12 protein-coding genes and 3 tRNA genes are annotated in these 17,498 nt (G+C 62.5%); 12 read left to right on the plus strand and 3 right to left on the minus strand.

What is annotated here, in order from left to right; genetic code table 11:
• Positions 1 to 143 precede the first annotated feature (143 nt).
• On the minus strand, positions 144 to 2,723 hold the full coding sequence (gene mutS / locus OW493_RS12310) for a DNA mismatch repair protein MutS (RefSeq protein WP_289864307.1): 2,580 nt from the start codon (positions 2,721 to 2,723) through the stop codon (positions 144 to 146).
• A 168-nt stretch (positions 2,724 to 2,891) separates the two neighbouring features.
• Here mutS and OW493_RS12315 point away from each other — a divergent pair, with 168 nt between their 5' ends.
• The 9 genes from OW493_RS12315 (at position 2,892) to OW493_RS12355 (ending at position 11,107) form a co-directional block, all read left to right on the plus strand.
• Positions 2,892 to 3,413 (plus strand): CinA family protein, encoded by a 522-nt coding sequence (locus OW493_RS12315; RefSeq protein ID WP_289864308.1) that lies wholly within the window; start codon positions 2,892 to 2,894, stop codon positions 3,411 to 3,413.
• 231 nt (positions 3,414 to 3,644) lie between these two features.
• Positions 3,645 to 4,706 (plus strand): recombinase RecA, encoded by a 1,062-nt coding sequence (gene recA / locus OW493_RS12320; RefSeq protein WP_077377977.1) that lies wholly within the window; start codon positions 3,645 to 3,647, stop codon positions 4,704 to 4,706.
• A gap of 147 nt (positions 4,707 to 4,853) precedes the next feature.
• Positions 4,854 to 5,492, plus strand: a complete 639-nt coding sequence (locus OW493_RS12325) for a regulatory protein RecX (RefSeq protein WP_255303222.1) — start codon at positions 4,854 to 4,856, stop codon at positions 5,490 to 5,492.
• Between the two features lie 248 nt (positions 5,493 to 5,740).
• Complete coding sequence (alaS, locus tag OW493_RS12330) at positions 5,741 to 8,344, plus strand: alanine--tRNA ligase (RefSeq protein ID WP_084207844.1); 2,604 nt, start codon at positions 5,741 to 5,743, stop codon at positions 8,342 to 8,344.
• 109 nt (positions 8,345 to 8,453) lie between these two features.
• A complete protein-coding gene (locus tag OW493_RS12335; RefSeq protein WP_077377982.1) occupies positions 8,454 to 9,701 on the plus strand; it encodes an aspartate kinase in 1,248 nt (415 codons plus the stop codon).
• Between the two features lie 362 nt (positions 9,702 to 10,063).
• A complete protein-coding gene (csrA, locus tag OW493_RS12340; RefSeq protein WP_043332937.1) occupies positions 10,064 to 10,255 on the plus strand; it encodes a carbon storage regulator CsrA in 192 nt (63 codons plus the stop codon).
• 490 nt (positions 10,256 to 10,745) lie between these two features.
• A tRNA-Ser gene (locus OW493_RS12345) sits at positions 10,746 to 10,838 on the plus strand.
• Between the two features lie 22 nt (positions 10,839 to 10,860).
• Positions 10,861 to 10,937 (plus strand) — tRNA-Arg (locus OW493_RS12350).
• A gap of 93 nt (positions 10,938 to 11,030) precedes the next feature.
• Positions 11,031 to 11,107, plus strand: a tRNA-Arg gene (locus OW493_RS12355).
• A 207-nt stretch (positions 11,108 to 11,314) separates the two neighbouring features.
• Here the strand turns inward: OW493_RS12355 and OW493_RS12360 are convergent.
• A complete protein-coding gene (locus tag OW493_RS12360) occupies positions 11,315 to 12,337 on the minus strand; it encodes a tRNA-dihydrouridine synthase family protein (RefSeq protein WP_084209583.1) in 1,023 nt (340 codons plus the stop codon).
• Positions 12,338 to 12,591: 254 nt separating this feature from the next.
• Here OW493_RS12360 and OW493_RS12365 point away from each other — a divergent pair, with 254 nt between their 5' ends.
• The 3 genes from OW493_RS12365 (at position 12,592) to OW493_RS12375 (ending at position 16,282) form a co-directional block, all read left to right on the plus strand.
• Positions 12,592 to 12,858, plus strand: a complete 267-nt coding sequence (locus OW493_RS12365) for an OadG family protein (RefSeq protein ID WP_084207845.1) — start codon at positions 12,592 to 12,594, stop codon at positions 12,856 to 12,858.
• A gap of 204 nt (positions 12,859 to 13,062) precedes the next feature.
• Positions 13,063 to 14,892 carry a sodium-extruding oxaloacetate decarboxylase subunit alpha gene (gene oadA / locus OW493_RS12370; RefSeq protein ID WP_289864309.1) on the plus strand — a complete coding sequence of 610 codons (1,830 nt, stop codon included), beginning with the start codon at positions 13,063 to 13,065 and terminating at the stop codon, positions 14,890 to 14,892.
• 70 nt (positions 14,893 to 14,962) lie between these two features.
• Positions 14,963 to 16,282 (plus strand): sodium ion-translocating decarboxylase subunit beta, encoded by a 1,320-nt coding sequence (locus tag OW493_RS12375; protein ID WP_077377992.1) that lies wholly within the window; start codon positions 14,963 to 14,965, stop codon positions 16,280 to 16,282.
• An 85-nt stretch (positions 16,283 to 16,367) separates the two neighbouring features.
• On the opposite strand, the gene OW493_RS12380 is transcribed toward OW493_RS12375, so the two are convergent.
• On the minus strand, positions 16,368 to 17,483 hold the full coding sequence (locus tag OW493_RS12380; RefSeq protein WP_289864310.1) for a metal-dependent hydrolase: 1,116 nt from the start codon (positions 17,481 to 17,483) through the stop codon (positions 16,368 to 16,370).
• Positions 17,484 to 17,498 lie beyond the last annotated feature (15 nt).

Here is a 17,498-nt window from a genome sequence, read left to right on the forward strand (position 1 = left end):
AAGGCGTTATTCTAGTGGCGCTCTGCCGCCCTCGCAATCAGCGTGGGCGGATCGTTTTGGAATGGTGCTATGCCCATCGCGCACTGTCGAGTGTCGGCAGGCGCATGGTGTCATGCGACTTGTCAGTCGACTCACTCCGCCGCTTACTGGATCTTGCGCCATTCATAGATGAGTTCCAGTGCCCGCTTGGGGCTCAGGTCATCCGGGTCCAGCTGGGTCAAGGCTTCGACGATCGGGTGAGGCGGTGCCGCGAAGAGATCATTCTGCTGCGGTACTGGCTGGCCGAGTGCATCTTCACGGGCAACCTGCGGACGATCGACCTCCTGCTGCTCGAGACTGGTCAATTTCTCACGTGCACGCAGGATGACGTTCTGCGGGACCCCGGCCAGCTGGGCAACCTGCAGGCCATAACTCTGGCTTGCCGGCCCCTCCTCGACACGGTGCATGAAGACGATGCCATCGCCATGCTCTGCGGCGGTCAGGTGAACGTTGGCCACGCCATCGACGTGCTCGGGGAGTGCCGTCATCTCGAAATAATGGGTCGCGAACAGCGTGAAGGCGCGCGTGCGGGCCAGGTGCTCGGCGCTTGCCCAGGCCAATGACAGGCCATCGAAGGTCGAGGTGCCGCGACCGATCTCATCCATCAGCACCAGACTCTCGTCGGTGGCGTTGTGCAGGATGCTGGCAGTCTCGGTCATCTCGACCATGAAGGTCGAGCGGCCACCGGCCAGGTCATCCGAGGAGCCGATACGCGTGAAGATGCGATCCAGCGGGCCGATGCAGGCGCGAGCGGCGGGTACGAAGCTGCCGGTATGCGCGAGCAGTGCGATCAGCGCGGTCTGACGCATGTAGGTGGATTTACCGCCCATGTTGGGGCCGGTGATCACCAGCATGCGGCGCGCATCGTCAAAGCGCACGTCGTTGGGCACGAAGGGGTGGTCGCTGACATGTTCCACCACAGGGTGGCGGCCGCCTTCGATGTCGATTCCCGGCGTGTCGCTGAGCTGCGGGCGGACGAAGTCCAGTGCGGCGGCGCGATCAGCAAAGGCGGTGAGCACATCCAGTGACGCCAGGGCGCGTGCCGTCTGCTGCAGGCCATCCAGTTCGGTATTCAGGTCATCCAGAAGGTGCTCATACAGCAGCTTCTCGCGGGCCAGCGACTTGGACTTGGCCGACAGCGCCTTGTCCTCGAATTCCTTGAGTTCCGGGATGATGAAGCGCTCGGCATTCTTGAGCGTCTGGCGGCGGATGTATTCCGGCGGAGCTTCCGCTGACTGGGAGCGCGGCAGCTCGATGAAGTAACCATGCACGCGGTTGTAGCCGACCTTGAGGTTGCTGATGCCGGTGCGCTCACGCTCACGGGTCTCGAGGGCCACCAGATACTGACCGGCGTTCTCGGAGAGGCCGCGATACTCGTCCAGCTCATCGTCGTAGCCATCGGCGATCACCCCGCCATCGCGCAGCACGACCGGCGGATTCTCGATCAGCGCTTCGCTGAGCATGGCCGAGAGGGCGGGGAACAGGCGGATGCCATCGCGCAGGTCATCGATGGCACTGCCTTTCTCGACGCTGGCGAGCACGGCACGCAGCTCTGGCAGTGTATTGAGGCCATCACGCAGGCGCGCCATGTCCCGCGGGCGGGCGCTGCGCAGTGCAACACGCGCCAGGATGCGCTCCACATCGCCGATCCGCTTGAGCAGGCCTTGCAGTTCGAAGGGGTAGTCACCCTCCATCAAGCGCTGCACTGCCGCCTGGCGCTGGCCGATCTGGGTCTGATCGCGCAGCGGGCGGTTGAGCCAGCGCTTGAGCAGGCGTGAGCCCATCGCGGTGGCAGTCACGTCCAGCACACTGGCCAGCGTGTTGTCGCTGCTGCCGCCCAGGTTGGTGTCGATCTCGAGGTTGCGACGGCTGGAGGCATCGATCACGACCGAATCGTCGCGACTCTCCACGGCCAGCGCCGTCACGTGGGGCAGACCGGTGCGCTGCGTGTCACGCGCGTAGTCGAGCAGGGCACCAGCAGCGGTGACCGCGCAGGTCAGATGACTGCAACCGAAACCATTGAGGTCCTGAACGCCGAACTGATCGCACAGCAGGCGCAACGCGGTCTCATGGTCGAAATGCCAGTCACTCTGACGGGTCAGGCCCGGGCGTGAGGCAAGACTGCTTGGCAGTTCACGACTCTCGCCGACCATCAGCTCGGCGGGTGACAGACGCTGGATCTCGGCCAGCAGTTCTTCATCGCCATTGACTTCCAGTACGCTGAAGCGTCCTGAGGAAAGCTCCAGTGCCGCCAGGCCCCAGGTCTCACCGTCTCGATGCAGCGCCACCAGCAGATTGTCACGGCTGGCATCCAGAAGCGCCTCGTCATGCAGGGTGCCCGGTGTGACGATGCGCACCACCTTGCGCTCGACGGGGCCCTTGGTGGTCGCGGGATCGCCGATCTGCTCGCAGATGGCCACGGATTCGCCCATTTTTACCAGGCGTGCCAGGTAACCCTCGGCGCTGTGATAAGGCACCCCTGCCATGGGAATGGGGGAGCCGCCGGAGCTGCCACGTGCCGTCAGGGTGATGTCGAGCAGTTGCGCGGCTCGCTTGGCGTCCTCATGGAACAGCTCATAGAAGTCGCCCATGCGATAGAACAGCAGCACACCGGGGTGCTCGCGTTTGATCTTCATGTACTGCGCCATCATCGGCGTCATCTGGGGCGCGCTGTTCTTGGCCATGGCCATGGACTTCCTTGACTGCACTGCAATGGGAAAAAGACGCACATGCGAGAACACGGCATGCGGGATGCGCGATATTCTACGGACTGGCGCGGCCGGCTCCAATGCCTGTGATGCCTCCTGCTCGCTTCCCTTTTCCTCAGACCACTTCTAGAAAGGAGTTCGTTCATGGCTCGATTGACGGATACGACGTCCGAGGCACCGGATGCGAATGCACTGGCCGAGCAGCTGCAGGCGCTGGCATTGGCGCGCGGAGTCCAGATCACTGCTGCAGAGTCATGCACCGGGGGCGGCGTGAGTGCCGCGATCACGGCGATTTCCGGTAGCTCCGGCTATTTCGAGGCGGGCTATGTGACGTACTCGAATGCGGCCAAGCGGCGTCTGCTCGGCGTCAGCGAAGCATCGCTCGCGGACTTCGGGGCAGTCTCCGAGGCCGTCGTGCGCGAGATGGTCAGGGGGGCGTGTCGTGACAGCGGTGCCGAACTGGGGGGGGCAATCAGTGGGGTGGCGGGTCCGGGAGGCGGCAGTGAAGAAAAGCCCGTGGGGACGGTGTGGCTGGCATGGGGCAGTGAGGCGCGACAGCAGGCGCGGTGTTTCCACTTTCCGGGAGACCGGCAGGCCGTGCGCGACGCCGCCGTGAGGGTGGCATTGCAAGGCTTGATCGAATGCGTGGAAGCCTGGCAGGGCTGAACTGGTGAGGCTCGAGACGCATGCAACCCTCTGCGTTGAGACTGCTGCCTGAAAAAGCGCATCACCGGACTGGCAGAACGATGAAACATGCGGCATCATACTGTCCATGTATACAGGGTTTTGCCATGACAGCCCAGCCGCTAGGCTGACAGTCTCTGCATCACCCGAAGCTTGAGAATTTCCTATTTCAGGTGGTTGCCCATGCGGCGCCGCCGTTCGACAGGAGGCCACATGGCACAGGACGACAATCGTACCAAGGCGCTGAACGCGGCGCTGTCCCAGATCGAGCGCCAGTTCGGCAAGGGCGCCGTCATGCGCATGGGCGATGCCCCGCGTGTGGCCATCCCGTCGGTATCCACCGGGTCTCTGGGCCTGGATATCGCGCTCGGCATCGGTGGCCTGCCTTTCGGTCGAGTGGTCGAGATCTACGGTCCGGAATCCTCGGGCAAGACGACACTGACGCTCTCGGTCATCGCCCAGGCCCAGAAGCAGGGCAAGGTGTGTGCCTTCATCGATGCCGAGCACGCGCTGGATCCGTCCTACGCCGAGAAGCTGGGCGTCAATCTGGACGAGATGCTGGTCTCCCAGCCGGATACCGGTGAGCAGGCACTCGAGATCGTCGACATGCTGGTGCGTTCCGGTGGTGTCGACGTCATCATCGTCGATTCCGTGGCAGCCCTGACGCCGCGTGCCGAGATCGAGGGTGAGATGGGTGACTCCCACGTCGGCCTGCAGGCGCGTCTGATGTCCCAGGCGCTGCGCAAGGTGACGGGTCACATCAAGAATGCCAACTGCATGGTAGTGTTCATCAACCAGATCCGCATGAAGATCGGGGTGATGTTCGGTAGCCCGGAAACCACCACCGGTGGTAACGCGCTGAAGTTCTACTCGAGTGTCCGTCTCGACATCCGTCGTACCGGCTCCGTGAAGTCCGGCGATGAAGTCACCGGTAACGAGACTCGCGTCAAGGTCGTGAAGAACAAGGTCGCGCCGCCGTTCCGCCAGGCCGAGTTCCAGATTCTCTACGGCAAGGGCATCTACCACGCCGGTGAGGTCATTGATCTGGGCGTGCAGTGTGGTCTGGTCGGCAAGGCAGGTGCCTGGTACAGCTACCAGGGCAGCAAGATCGGTCAGGGCAAGGCCAACTCCGCCCAGTATCTGGAGGATAACCCCGCGATCATGGAAGAGATCGAGAGCCAGATTCGCGCCCAGCTGCTGGCTTCTCCGGAAACCAAGGAAGAGGCCAAGGAAGAAGTGGTCGCCGAAAATGAAGATGATCTGGATCTCGATTGAGACCTGCTCGAGAACGTGTTCATTGAGCGCTGATTTCAGCGCCTTTCAGTGATCTGCAGCGCCCGCCCCGTTTTCGGTGGCGGGCGCTGTGCGTTTTGCACCGGGGATTTCGCCATCTTGGGTGCCTCTCCAGAAAGGAGCGCCAACATGCACGATCAGGAAAGAGAGACCGTCGGGCCGGACTATCAGCCCCTCGATGTCGGCGCGATGACGCCGCAACGGCGTGCCCGCAATGACGCCATCGCACGTCTGGCACGCCGCGAGCACAGCCGTCGCGAGCTGCACGACTATCTCAAGGAGCGCGACTACCTGCAGACCGTCAGCGATGATGCGCTGGCGGAGCAGTCCGCGAGTGGCGAGGAGGGCGCCGAGACGCGCTTGAGTCGTGATGAGGTCGAGCTGCTGATCGAGGAAGTGCTGGAGCGTCTGGTCGAGGAAGGCCTGCAATCCGATGAGCGCTTCGCCGCCAGCTTCCTGCGGACACGGGTGCTGAGGGGGCAGGGCCCCAGGCGTATCCAGCAGGAGTTGCGCCAGCGTGGCATCGACAACGAGACGTCAGGTGCCGTGATGCGTGCTGCCTGTGATCCGGTGCCTGATGCCTTCGGACATGTTGATGCGGTGGACTTCTTCGAGCTGGCGCGCGAGACGTTGGCAAGGCGCTTTTCCTCAGCGGGCGAGGGTCACAAGGAGCGTGCGCGCCGAGAGCGCTTCCTGCTCCAGCGCGGCTTCGACTACGAGCAGTTGCGCTACGCCATGGAGTCCGCCTGGACGGAAGACGAGGCGTGAGGCCAGCCATTGCCCGGGCAATGGCTCGGAACGCGCAAACCGGTCACTCAAGCCATTTCCCCCCCTTTAGCTTGCGCGAACAGGCGTTATACTAGGTCGTCTTGCGACGGCACGGGGCAGGCGCCTTCTTTCATGCTTTTCATTGCACCTCCATGCATTCCCACATGGATGAATATGCAGAAACCATGCGGAAGTCATGCAGAAGAAGACCCCCGGAGCGTCTTTACGCACATCGCTACGGAACCTCTATGAAAAGCGCAGAAATCAGAAACGCCTTCCTGACCTATTTCGAGAAGCAGGGGCATACCATCGTTCCCACCAGTTCTCTGGTGCCGAACAACGACCCGACCCTGCTGTTCACCAACGCCGGCATGGTGCCCTTCAAGGATGTCTTCCTGGGCCGTGATCCGCGTGGCTACAGCCGTGCCACCTCCGCACAGCGCTGCGTGCGCGCCGGCGGCAAGCACAATGACCTGGACAACGTCGGTTACACCGCACGTCACCACACCTTCTTCGAGATGCTGGGCAACTTCAGCTTCGGTGACTACTTCAAGCGCGAAGCCATCCAGTTCGCCTGGAAGTTCCTGACCGAAGAGCTGGGCCTGCCGAAGGAGAAGCTGTGGGTCACCGTGCACGTCAGCGATGACGAAGCCCGTGACATCTGGTTCAACGAGGTCGGCATCGATCAGAACCGCTTCTCGCGTCTCGACGAGGACAATTTCTGGCAGATGGGCGACACCGGCCCCTGTGGCCCGTCTTCCGAGATCTTCTATGATCACGGTGAAGACGTCGCCGGCGGCCCGCCGGGCAGCCCGGACGAAGATGGCGATCGCTACATCGAGATCTGGAACCTGGTCTTCATGCAGTTCGATCGTGATGCCGAAGGCACGCTGAACCCGCTGCCCAAGCCGTCCATCGATACCGGCATGGGGCTGGAGCGCGTCGCGGCCGTGATGCAGGGCGTGCACTCCAACTACGAGATCGACCTGTTCCAGAATCTGCTGGCGGCGGCGGCCGAGATCATCGGTCACGACAACATCACCACTCCCTCGCTGCGCGTGGTGGCGGATCACATCCGTTCGTGTGCCTTCCTGATCGCCGATGGCGTGCTGCCGTCCAACGAAGGGCGTGGCTACGTGCTGCGCCGTATCATTCGCCGTGCCGTGCGTCACGGTCACAAGCTGGGCGCGCGCGGCAGCTTCTTCTACAAGCTGGTCGCGGCGCTGGATGCCGAGATGGGCGATGCCTATCCGGAACTGCGCTCTGCGCGTGAGCAGATCGAGCGAGTGCTGCTCAAGGAAGAGGAGCAGTTCGCGCGTACGCTGGAGCACGGCATGAAGCTGCTCGAGGAGGCCATCGCCGAGCTGGATGGCAATACTCTCGACGGCGAAACCATCTTCAAGCTCTACGATACCTACGGCTTCCCCTACGACCTGACCGCCGACATCTGCCGCGAGCGCGAACTGATCCTCGATGAGGCCGGTTTCGAGGCCGCGCTGGAAGCTCAGCGTGAGCGTGCACGTGCTGCCAGCAATTTCGGGGGCGACTATTCCGCCAACCTGACGCTGGAAGGCGAGACGCAATTCACCGGCTATGATCACCTCGAGGGTGAGGCGACCGTCACCGCGCTGTTCGACAGCGAAGGCAATACGCTCGAGCGTCTCGAGGCCGATACCAAGGGCATCGTGGTACTCGATACCACGCCGTTCTATGGCGAGTCCGGTGGTCAGGCGGGCGATACCGGTTATCTGCATCTGGAGGGCGGCCGTTTCCAGGTCAGCGATACCCAGAAGCAGGCCGGACATCATCTGCATCACGGTGTGCTGATCGAAGGTTCGCTCGCGGTGGGCGACGCGGTGCGTCCGCAGGTCGATGCAGATCTGCGTGCTGCCTCCGTGCGCAACCACTCCGCCACGCACCTGCTGCATGAAGCGCTGCGCCAGGTGCTGGGTGAGCACGTCCAGCAGAAGGGCTCGCTGGTCACGGCCGAGCGCCTGCGCTTCGACTTCAGTCACTTTGAGGCGATGACCGCAGAACAGCTCTCCGAGGTCGAGCGCATCGTCAATGCGCAGATTCTCGCCAACGCCGAGACCACCATCGAGTTCATGACTCTCGATGAAGCCAAGGCGCGCGGCGCGGCGGCACTCTTCGATGCCAAGTATGGTGAGCAGGTTCGCGTGCTGACCATCGGTCAGGATGCCTTCTCCATCGAGCTGTGTGGCGGGACTCACGTCAAGCGCAGTGGTGACATCGGTCAGATGCACATCATCGCCGAGACTGGCATCGCCTCCGGCGTGCGCCGCATCGAAGCCATCACTGGCCGTGCGGCACGTGATTTCCTGCTGGCGCAGGAAGCGACCCTGACTCGTCTGGGTGAGCGCCTCAAGGCCAAGCCGGAGCAGGTCGAGGAGCGTGTCACCAGTCTGCTTGAGCGCAACCGCGGTCTCGAGAAGGAGCTTGAGCGTCTGAAGGCCAAGCTGGCATCCGCTTCTGCCAGTGACATGCTGAGCGACATCGCGGATGTCCAGGGGCTCAAGGTGCTGGCCAAGCAGGTCGAAGGCGTCTCCGGCAAGGAGTTGCGTGGCCTGATGGATGACCTGAAATCCAAGCTGGGTTCCGGCATTCTGGTGCTTGGCGTCGCGGATGGTGACAAGGTCAGCCTGATTGCGGGCGTCACCGATGATCTGACCTCGCGCATCAAGGCGGGTGATCTGGTGCGTCACGTGGCTGAGCAGGTCGGTGGCAAGGGCGGTGGTCGTGCTGACATGGCGCAGGCCGGTGGCAGTGATGCCGCATCGCTTCCCGGGGCACTGGCCGGCGTGCCAGCCTGGGTAGACGCCCAGCTGGGGTAAGAAGACAAGATGAAGGCCGGGCTTCTCGTGAGGAGACCCGGCCTCTTTTTGGGCCCGCATGAGTCTCATGTGGGGACAACGCAAACGGACACGGATAACGGAAACGCACATGGCGCTATACGTTCAGAAGTTCGGAGGCACTTCGGTCGGCTCGGTGGAGCGGATCAAGGCCGTCGCCGAGAAGGTCAAGCGATTCCGCGACGAAGGACATCAGGTTGTCGTGGTCGTCTCAGCCATGAGTGGCGAGACGAACCGGCTGATCGGTCTCGCCAGCGAGATCAACGATGACCCGACGCCGCGCGAAATGGACATGCTGGTCTCTACCGGTGAGCAGGTGACCATCTCCCTGCTGGCCATGGCACTGCAGAAGATCGGTGTCGACGCGACCTCCTATACCGGCGCTCAGGTAGGCATTCGTACCGATAGCGCGCACACCAAGGCGCGTATCCAGCGCATCGACACCGATGACCTGCGCGAAGACCTCGATGCTGGCAAGGTCGTGGTGGTCGCTGGCTTCCAGGGGGTCGATGATGAAGGCAATATCACGACACTGGGGCGCGGTGGCTCCGATACCACCGGCGTCGCCCTGGCGGCAGCCCTCAAGGCGGACGAGTGTCAGATCTATACCGATGTCGATGGTGTCTACACCACTGATCCACGTGTGTGCTCCAAGGCACGTCGTCTGGAAACGGTGACCGTCGAGGAAATGCTGGAAATGGCGAGCCTTGGCTCCAAGATCCTGCAGATCCGTTCGGTGGAATTCGCCGGCAAGTACAATGTTCCCCTGCGTGTGCTGTCTTCCTTCGAGGATGGCCCGGGTACCCTGATCGTCGCTGAGGAAGAAGACAACATGGAAGAACCGCTGATCTCCGGCATTGCCTTCAATGTCAACGAAGCCAAGCTGACCCTGCTCAACACGCCGGACATTCCGGGTGTCGCCTCCAAGATTCTGGGCCCGATCGCCGATTCCAACATCGAGATCGACATGATCGTCCAGAACGTCTCCCCGGACGGCAATACGACCGACTTCTCCTTCACGGTGGCCAAGAGCGACTTCAAGGCGACCCAGCGTATCCTCAACGAGACGGTCATTCCGTCCGTCGGCGGCGGTGAGCTCAGAGGCGATGACAATATCGCCAAGGTCTCGCTGGTCGGTGTCGGCATGCGTTCCCATGCCGGTGTCGCCTCCAAGATGTTCCGCGTACTGGCGGAAGAGGGCATCAACATCCGCATGGTGTCCACGTCCGAGATCAAGATCTCCGTTCTGATCGACGAGAAGTTCATGGAGCTGGCCGTGCGTGCACTGCACACCGCCTTCGGCCTGGATGCGGAAGCCGTCAGCGACGAGACTGCCTGATTTGCATTGAATGATCAGCACAATGGTGCTCAGATGAAGTGACTTGCCACCCGTGGGTGGCTCGTCCTTCCGCCAGGGACTGCACTGCATGGAAGTGAGGCCCGGCAAGGAGCGCCAGGGGCCCTGCCTCATGCACCCGATACATTGGCGATCGCACCTTCTGGGGGAGAGCCGGTGTGTCGGGTGCTTTCATTCAACGAGTCATTCAGTTGATATGAAGGGGTGGTGTTGGCCGTCGGAGCATGCATGACGCATAATCTCCAGGCCTCATGCACCTCGGTGGCCGGCTCGTCCCTGCCGGTCGCTGACTTCGAATCCTGTTGCCGTCCCGGCTGTATGAATTACTGACAAGGAGATCAGTCATGCTCATCCTGACCCGTAGAGTAGGTGAAACGCTGATGATTGGTGATGACATCACCGTCACCGTGCTCGGTGTGAAGGGAAATCAGGTGCGAATCGGTGTCAACGCACCCAAGGACGTCGCCGTCCATCGTGAAGAGATCTATCAGCGTATCCAGCGCGAGAAGGAAGACAATGGTGATGCCATCGCCTGATGGCATGTCATGCCCACCAGATGGCTCCGGATACTCTCGAGAGCACCACACGAACGCCAACCACGCTGTCCACCTGGTTGGCGTTCGTGTTTCTGGGATATGGTCTGTGCGGTCTGGGCGTTGCCCGGTCCTGGCGGCCTGAGTGACTCGATCCGTTCAGGCTCAGATGCATGCGTCGGAGGCATCAGGCAGAGCTGAATGGGCGGCTGAGCGTCAAGTCAGTGTTCCATAAGGAAAAAATTCACTTTTTTCCTGGAAAGGGGGAGACAGACGACTTCTTCTTGGGTATTATTCCCGCTCCCTCGAACGAGACGCGACGACAGGCTAGCCATCGTCATGTTCTGGTTCATGCGGGGAGATTGCTTGGGGGCGCGCAGCCTCGAGCCTGTTGTCGAATGGTGATGAGATGCTCTGCATCGAAGCCAAAAAATCGACACAGGGGCTAGACAAAGCCCAATCAAATGAGTAAGATATGCGCCGTACCTGATGAGGAGAGGTGGCCGAGTGGCTGAAGGCGCTCCCCTGCTAAGGGAGTATAGGGTTTATAGCCCTATCGAGGGTTCGAATCCCTCTCTCTCCGCCATTAGGTACAAATGCAGTAAGATGCGCCCTTAGCTCAGCTGGATAGAGTACCTGACTACGAATCAGGCGGTCGGAGGTTCGAATCCTCCAGGGCGCGCCACTGCAATGCAAGACGGTGTTGGAAAGACACAACACTCGCAAGTCAAGTCCTGAAGACATTTGAAATGCTCAGGCCACAGATTTCAAGGTTTATGCGCCCTTAGCTCAGCTGGATAGAGTACCTGACTACGAATCAGGCGGTCGGAGGTTCGAATCCTCCAGGGCGCGCCAATTGAAAAACCCGCTTCACTGAAGCGGGTTTTTCTTCGTCTGAAGAAAAGTCAGGCATCTTCGGTCTCAGCCGGCATGGCCTCGATCCTTGCCTTCATGTCATGTCTGACAGTTCCCCGTTTTCCTTGACTGTGATGTCACGCCTTCGGGCGGACGATCGCTAGGGCGCCCTTTTCGCGAGGGGCGCCTTTTTTTGTTTCGGACGGATCAGGCGAGGGCGGGCAAGTCGGCGGATTCCGGCATGCGGGTCACCGATGTCAACAGACTCGGCGCCAATGCCAGCGAGGTACCTGCAACCAGACCGGTGAAGAATTCGGCGCGCCCCTTGTGGCGCTTGATGGCCTGGAAGCGACGTTCCGCTTCCTCGTTGCCGCTCTGGCGCATCATGTTCATCCACTGCTTGAGCAGCGGCACCATCACCTTGTCAGGCAGATGGGCGCAGCGTTCGGCGTGGGAGAGCAGCACCTGTGCACGCTGTGTCCAGTCCGTCTCGGGCAGCAACTCCCCGGTCATCTGCCAGTGCTTGATGCGCGCCGCGAGGAAGGGGTCGGCCAGGGCGGCACGCCCCAGCATCACATCGCGACAGCCGGACAGTGAGCGAGCCCGCCAGTAGCAGGGCATGTCCCAGATGTCCCCATTGGCAACGACCGGAATGGAGAGTTCGGACGTGATCTTGCCGATCCATTCCCAGTGCGCTGGCGGACGATAGCCTTCCTGTTTGGTGCGCCCATGCACGACCAGCTGCGTGGCGCCCCCGGCCTGGGCTGCCTGAGCGCATGCCAGTGCCAGGCGACGGTCGTTGAAGCCGAGGCGAATCTTGGCCGTGACGGGTACCCCGGTGCCCTTGAGGGCATTGCGCACGCCCTCCACCGCACGAAAGACGCGGTCCGGCGAGCGCAGCAGGGCTGCGCCTCCGTCGTGACGGTTGACGGTCTTGGCCGGGCAGCCGAAGTTGATGTCGACGCTGGGTGCCCCCAGGCGTGCCGCGACGCGAGCGTTGATGCCCAGCGCCTCGGGGTCGGCACCCAACAGCTGCAATGCGACCGGTGTGTCGTGTCGTGTGCGTGCCGTCCGTGTCGGGGAGGCTTCCAGCAGCTCCGGGCAGATACGCTTGAAGACGCGAGGCGGTAGCTTGACATGCGTCACGCGCACGAATTCCGTCACACACCAGTCATAGCCTCCAAGGCCGGTGAGACATTCGCGCGTGATGTCATCAATCACGCCTTCCATCGGCGCGATGCCGATGCGGCCAGCCCGCGCGAGGGCTTGTGGGGTCAACGATGGTGTCATTGCAATTGCCGTGGAATCAGGCACTTTAAAGCGATCAACAAGCACTGAATGCCGCTGCATGGGGTGTCGACAGTGGCCAGCGACGCAACGGCGTGAACGCTTGGACGTGTCGAGCATCATCGAAGGCACGGGCAATCATCGCTCATGCCGCACCCTGATTGGCGCGATGACGAGAATGACTCGAGGACACTGGCATGCAAGAGAATGATCTGCTCGGTGAAGGCTTGAACCTGATGGTGTTCGGGATGGGGTTCGTGTTCGTGTTTCTAAGTCTGCTGGTAGTCGCCATGATGGCGATGGCCAAGCTAGTGGACCGTTTTGCGCCCGCGCCGCTACCGGCTGCACCGCGCACGACGCGCGCGCCTGTCTCGGCGGCACCTGCAGCAGAGGATGACAGCGAACTGACGGCTGTCATGGCGGCGGCGATTCACCGCTTTCGCCAGGATCATCACAAGCACTGAGATGTCGCGGAAGTCGTCGGTGCTGCTGGTACTCTCGGAGCGCCGGAGCGACACCGCAGCGAGAAAGCGGCGATTCTATCATGAGCCGTCCGGTGGGGAGACCACCTCTCGAGTGCAATATTCTGTGTGGCAGGCGCGGTGAAAGGCAAGCCTGCCGCCACGGCAGAACCCGATATCCACATTATAAAGAACAAGGGATCACTCATGGACAAGCAACCGCTGGGCATCACGGATGTGGTACTGCGCGACGCGCATCAGTCATTGCTGGCCACGCGCATGCGCCTCGATGACATGCTGCCGATCGCCGCCAAGCTGGACGACATCGGCTTCTGGTCGCTGGAGAGCTGGGGCGGCGCGACCTTCGACGCCTGCATCCGCTACCTGGGCGAAGACCCCTGGGCGCGCATTCGTGCCTTGAAGGAAGCGATGCCCAAGACTCAGCAGCAGATGCTGCTGCGCGCCCAGAACCTGCTCGGCTATCGTCATTACGCCGATGACGTGGTGGATGCCTTCGTCAAGCGTGCCGCGACCAGCGGTGTCGATGTCTTCCGTGTCTTCGACGCGATGAATGACCCGCGCAACCTCGAGCGTCCGCTCAAGGCGGTGCTGGATCAGGGCAAGCATGCCCAGGGCACCATCTCCTACACCGTGAGCCCCGTGCACACGCTGGAGATGTGGGTGGAGCTGGCGCAGAAGATCGAGTCCATGGGGGCCCAGTCGCTGGCGATCAAGGACATGGCGGGCCTGCTGACGCCGTATACCGCCTTCGAGCTGGTCTCGCGCCTCAAGGCGAGCCTGTCGATCCCGATCCACATGCAGTGCCATGCCACCACCGGGCTTTCCACCGCCACGGCTCTCAAGGCCATCGAGGCGGGCATCGACAACGTCGACACCTCCATTTCCTCGATGTCGATGACCTACGGCCACAGCCCGACCGAATCGGTCGTCGCGATGCTGGCAGGCACCGAGCGCGATACCGGACTGGACCTCGAGAAGCTCGAGGATATCGCGGCCTACTTCCGCGAAGTGCGCAAGAAATACGCGGCATTCGAGGGCAGTCTGCGCGGTATCGACTCGCGCATTCTGGTCGCCCAGGTGCCGGGTGGCATGCTCACCAACATGGAAGGCCAGCTCAAGGAGCAGGGCGCCGGTGACAAGCTGGATGACGTGCTCGCCGAGATTCCGCGCGTACGCAAGGACCTGGGCTATATCCCGCTGGTGACCCCGACCTCACAGATCGTCGGCACCCAGTCGGTGATGAACGTGATGATGGGCGAGCGCTACAAGTCGATCTCCAAGGAAGTGCAGGCGCTGCTCAAGGGGGAATATGGCGCGGCGCCGGCACCCTTCGACAGCGAACTTCAGTCCCGCGTGCTGGAAGGCGCCGAGCCGATCACCTGCCGCCCGGCAGACAACCTGACGCCGGAGATGGAACGTCTGCGTGAGGAGCTCAAGGGCAAGGCCAAGGAGGAAGGTATCGCGCTGGAGAGCGGCGAACGCGAGACCGATGACGTGCTGACCTATGCACTCTTCCCGCAGATCGGCCTCAAGTTCCTGCGCAACCGTGGCAACCCGGATGCCTTCGAGCCCGCCCCGCAGGCTGTCGATGACAAGGCATCCAAGGCCGCCGCAGCGCCGGTCTCTGGTGCTCCGGCCGTCAGTGCTCAAGGCGCGTCGAGCGGCCCGCAGACCTACACCCTGAACGTCAACGGCAAGCAGTATGTCGTCGAGGTTGCCGAAGGCGGAGACATTACCCAGGTGCAGGCCAGCGAGCCTGCGGCATCGGCTCCGGCAGCCGCGGCACCTGCCGCCCAGGCCGCCTCCGGTGAGCCGGTGAATGCGCCGCTGGCGGGCAACATCTTCAAGGTCAATGTCGCCGTCGGTGACAGCGTGGCGGAAGGAGATGTCGTGATCATTCTCGAGGCCATGAAGATGGAGACCGAGATCCGTGCCCACCAGGCCGGTACCGTCTCCGCGGTGAAGGTCAAGGAAGGCGACAGTGTCAGTGTCGGCGACGTTCTGATCACCCTCTGAGCCGGTGTGTCCGGCCCGTCGGCATGCACGACGGGCTGGTCGGTGATGCTCCTCTGCAAGGCGACACGACATGGACAAGATACTCAACCTCTGGCACGGCTCGGGGCTCTACAACATGAGCTTCGGCCAGCTGGCGATGATCGTCATCGGCCTTGGCCTGCTTTATCTGGCGATCCGCAAGAACTTCGAACCCCTGCTGCTGGTGCCGATCGGCTTCGGTGGCATTCTGGCCAACATTCCGGAAGCCGGACTGGCGCTGTCTGCTGCCGAGCAGGCGGCGCATCTCGGCAAGCCGGAGCTGCTGGCTTCGATGGCCAATCTGCTCAACGTCAACATCGCCAGCCTGCCGCTGGATGAGGCGCGCCACGCGGTGGAGCAGGCACTGCATGGCGAGATTCCCGCAGTGCTCAAGCAGCAGGCCAGCAACATGGCGCTGGATGGTGGCTTCTCCAACGGCATGCTGTACAGCTTCTACAGCGTGGCGATCGCTTCCGGCATCGCGCCGTTGGTGATCTTCATGGGCGTTGGGGCGATGACGGATTTCGGTCCGTTGCTGGCCAACCCCAAGACCCTATTCCTCGGGGCGGCGGCGCAGTTCGGCATCTTCGCGACGCTGCTGGGTGCGGTGGCGTTGACCTCGATGGGGCTGATGGACTTCAGCCTGCAGCAATCGGCGGCCATCGGCATCATCGGCGGTGCGGACGGCCCGACCTCCATCTACGTCGCCAGTCTGCTGGCACCGGAGCTGCTGGGGGCGATCGCCGTGGCGTCCTACTCCTACATGGCACTGGTGCCGATGATCCAGCCGCCGATCATGCGCGCGCTGACCACCGCCAAGGAACGCAGCCTGGTGATGACGCAGCTGCGTCCGGTCTCCAAGACCGAGAAGATCCTGTTCCCGCTGGTGCTGTTGATCATGGTGGCGATGCTGCTGCCGGACGCCGCACCGCTGCTGGGCATGTTCTGCTTCGGTAACCTGATGCGCGAGTGCGGTGTGGTGGAGCGTCTGTCGGATACCGCCCAGAACGCGCTGATCAACATCACTACCATCTTCCTGGGACTGTCGGTGGGCTCCAAGCTGCAGGCCGACAAGTTTCTGGCGGTGGAGACGCTGGGCATTCTGGCCCTCGGCGTGGTCGCCTTCGGCATCGGCACGGCCTGCGGGGTACTGATGGCCAAGCTGATGAACAAGGTTTCGAAGACGCCGATCAATCCGCTGATCGGGTCGGCCGGTGTCTCGGCGGTACCGATGGCGGCACGTGTCTCCAACAAGGTCGGGCTTGAGTACAACCCGCACAACTTCCTGCTGATGCATGCGATGGGGCCGAACGTGGCCGGTGTGATCGGCTCGGCGGTTGCCGCGGGGGTGATGATCAAGTACCTCGGTTGATCGTCTTTGCAGTACTGATACGACAACGCCCGCCATGGCTTCCATGGCGGGCGTTGTCGTCTCTCGGGCCTTCATCAGCGGCGCTTTATCTTGTCTCGGCCGAGGGGCTGGAGGGCGTGGCTGAGACGGTGCGCTGGCCTGGCTGCATGCGGGATGCCGGGTCATGGATGGCTTGCCAGAGGCTCAGCAAGGCAGCGCGATCGACACGCTGACTGGGCAGTCGCTGGCTGTCGTCCAGAGAATGCCATTCACGTGTGCTGGTCTGGCGGGCCAGCGCGAAACGGAAGGGGTGGTAGCCGGGCGAGCCCAGGCGGGTATCGGTCACCGCCAGCAGCGTCTCACCCTCTGATGTCCGCTCGCGGCTCGCCCGCAGGTAGGGCGCGGCGAACCAGCGCAGACGCTGTCCATCCTCAAGCTTCCCGACCTCGGCATCCAGCGCTGGCTGGCGCGGGAAATCCCGTCGCGCCAGTGCCATCAATTGCTCGTCGGAATCGAAGACACCGACCATCCACTCGTGATCCGCCAGTGGCGTGACCACGCTGACCCGCCATAGCAGGCTGTTGAAGGGCGTGGGCTGCACCATGCGTGGGGCGTTCGTGAACCCCTGACTGGCCAATACCGGCGCCATGCGATGTTCCACCCAGCTCTTGGCGGCCAGCCCCCAGCCAAGATAGAGGCTCGAGAGCATCAGGCCAGTGACCAGCAATCGTCCTGCGTGGCCGCGTATGGCGACCCACAGGCCGGTGATCAGCAGCGGCAGGGTGTAGAGCGGGTCGATGATGAAGATGCTGGCCAGGCTCACCGGTCGGCTTGGCCATGGCCACAGCAGCTGGGTGCCATAGGTGGTGAAGGCATCCAGCAGCGGGTGCGTGATCAGGCACAGCAGGCAGTAGGCGATCAGGCGGCCACGCCCCAATGGTGCCAGGCGTGGAAGATGGGCGAGCAACCAGCCGAGCAGAATGCCCAGCAGCCCCAGTACCGGCAGGGAATGGCTGAAGCCGCGATGATGGGTGTAATTGGCGACGGCGTCACCGTAGTCGATCATCACGTCGAGATCGGGCAGGGTGCCGAGTGCCGCTCCACCGAGTAATGCATAACGGATGGCAGCGCCGCGTCTTTCGACGGGCAAGTGTCGGATGGCGGGCGCCATGACGGCACCGCCCACGGCGGCTCCGAGGCAGATCTGGGTAAGGGAGTCCATCGGCGGGCTACCTGC

This window comes from Cobetia sp. 14N.309.X.WAT.E.A4 (assembly GCF_030397495.1).
Taxonomy (GTDB): domain Bacteria; phylum Pseudomonadota; class Gammaproteobacteria; order Pseudomonadales; family Halomonadaceae; genus Cobetia; species Cobetia marina.

Bases quoted from the DNA above. Each gene is read 5' to 3' on its own strand.
- mutS (WP_289864307.1), bottom strand. From the start codon at position 2,723: ATGGCCAAGAACAGCGCGCCCCAGATGACGCCGATGATGGCGCAGTAC.
- OW493_RS12315 (WP_289864308.1), top strand. From the start codon at position 2,892: ATGGCTCGATTGACGGATACGACGTCCGAGGCACCGGATGCGAATGCA.
- recA (WP_077377977.1), top strand. From the start codon at position 3,645: ATGGCACAGGACGACAATCGTACCAAGGCGCTGAACGCGGCGCTGTCC.
- OW493_RS12325 (WP_255303222.1), top strand. From the start codon at position 4,854: ATGCACGATCAGGAAAGAGAGACCGTCGGGCCGGACTATCAGCCCCTC.
- alaS (WP_084207844.1), top strand. From the start codon at position 5,741: ATGAAAAGCGCAGAAATCAGAAACGCCTTCCTGACCTATTTCGAGAAG.
- OW493_RS12335 (WP_077377982.1), top strand. From the start codon at position 8,454: ATGGCGCTATACGTTCAGAAGTTCGGAGGCACTTCGGTCGGCTCGGTG.
- csrA (WP_043332937.1), top strand. From the start codon at position 10,064: ATGCTCATCCTGACCCGTAGAGTAGGTGAAACGCTGATGATTGGTGAT.
- OW493_RS12360 (WP_084209583.1), bottom strand. From the start codon at position 12,337: ATGGAAGGCGTGATTGATGACATCACGCGCGAATGTCTCACCGGCCTT.
- OW493_RS12365 (WP_084207845.1), top strand. From the start codon at position 12,592: ATGCAAGAGAATGATCTGCTCGGTGAAGGCTTGAACCTGATGGTGTTC.
- oadA (WP_289864309.1), top strand. From the start codon at position 13,063: ATGGACAAGCAACCGCTGGGCATCACGGATGTGGTACTGCGCGACGCG.
- OW493_RS12375 (WP_077377992.1), top strand. From the start codon at position 14,963: ATGGACAAGATACTCAACCTCTGGCACGGCTCGGGGCTCTACAACATG.
- OW493_RS12380 (WP_289864310.1), bottom strand. From the start codon at position 17,483: ATGGACTCCCTTACCCAGATCTGCCTCGGAGCCGCCGTGGGCGGTGCC.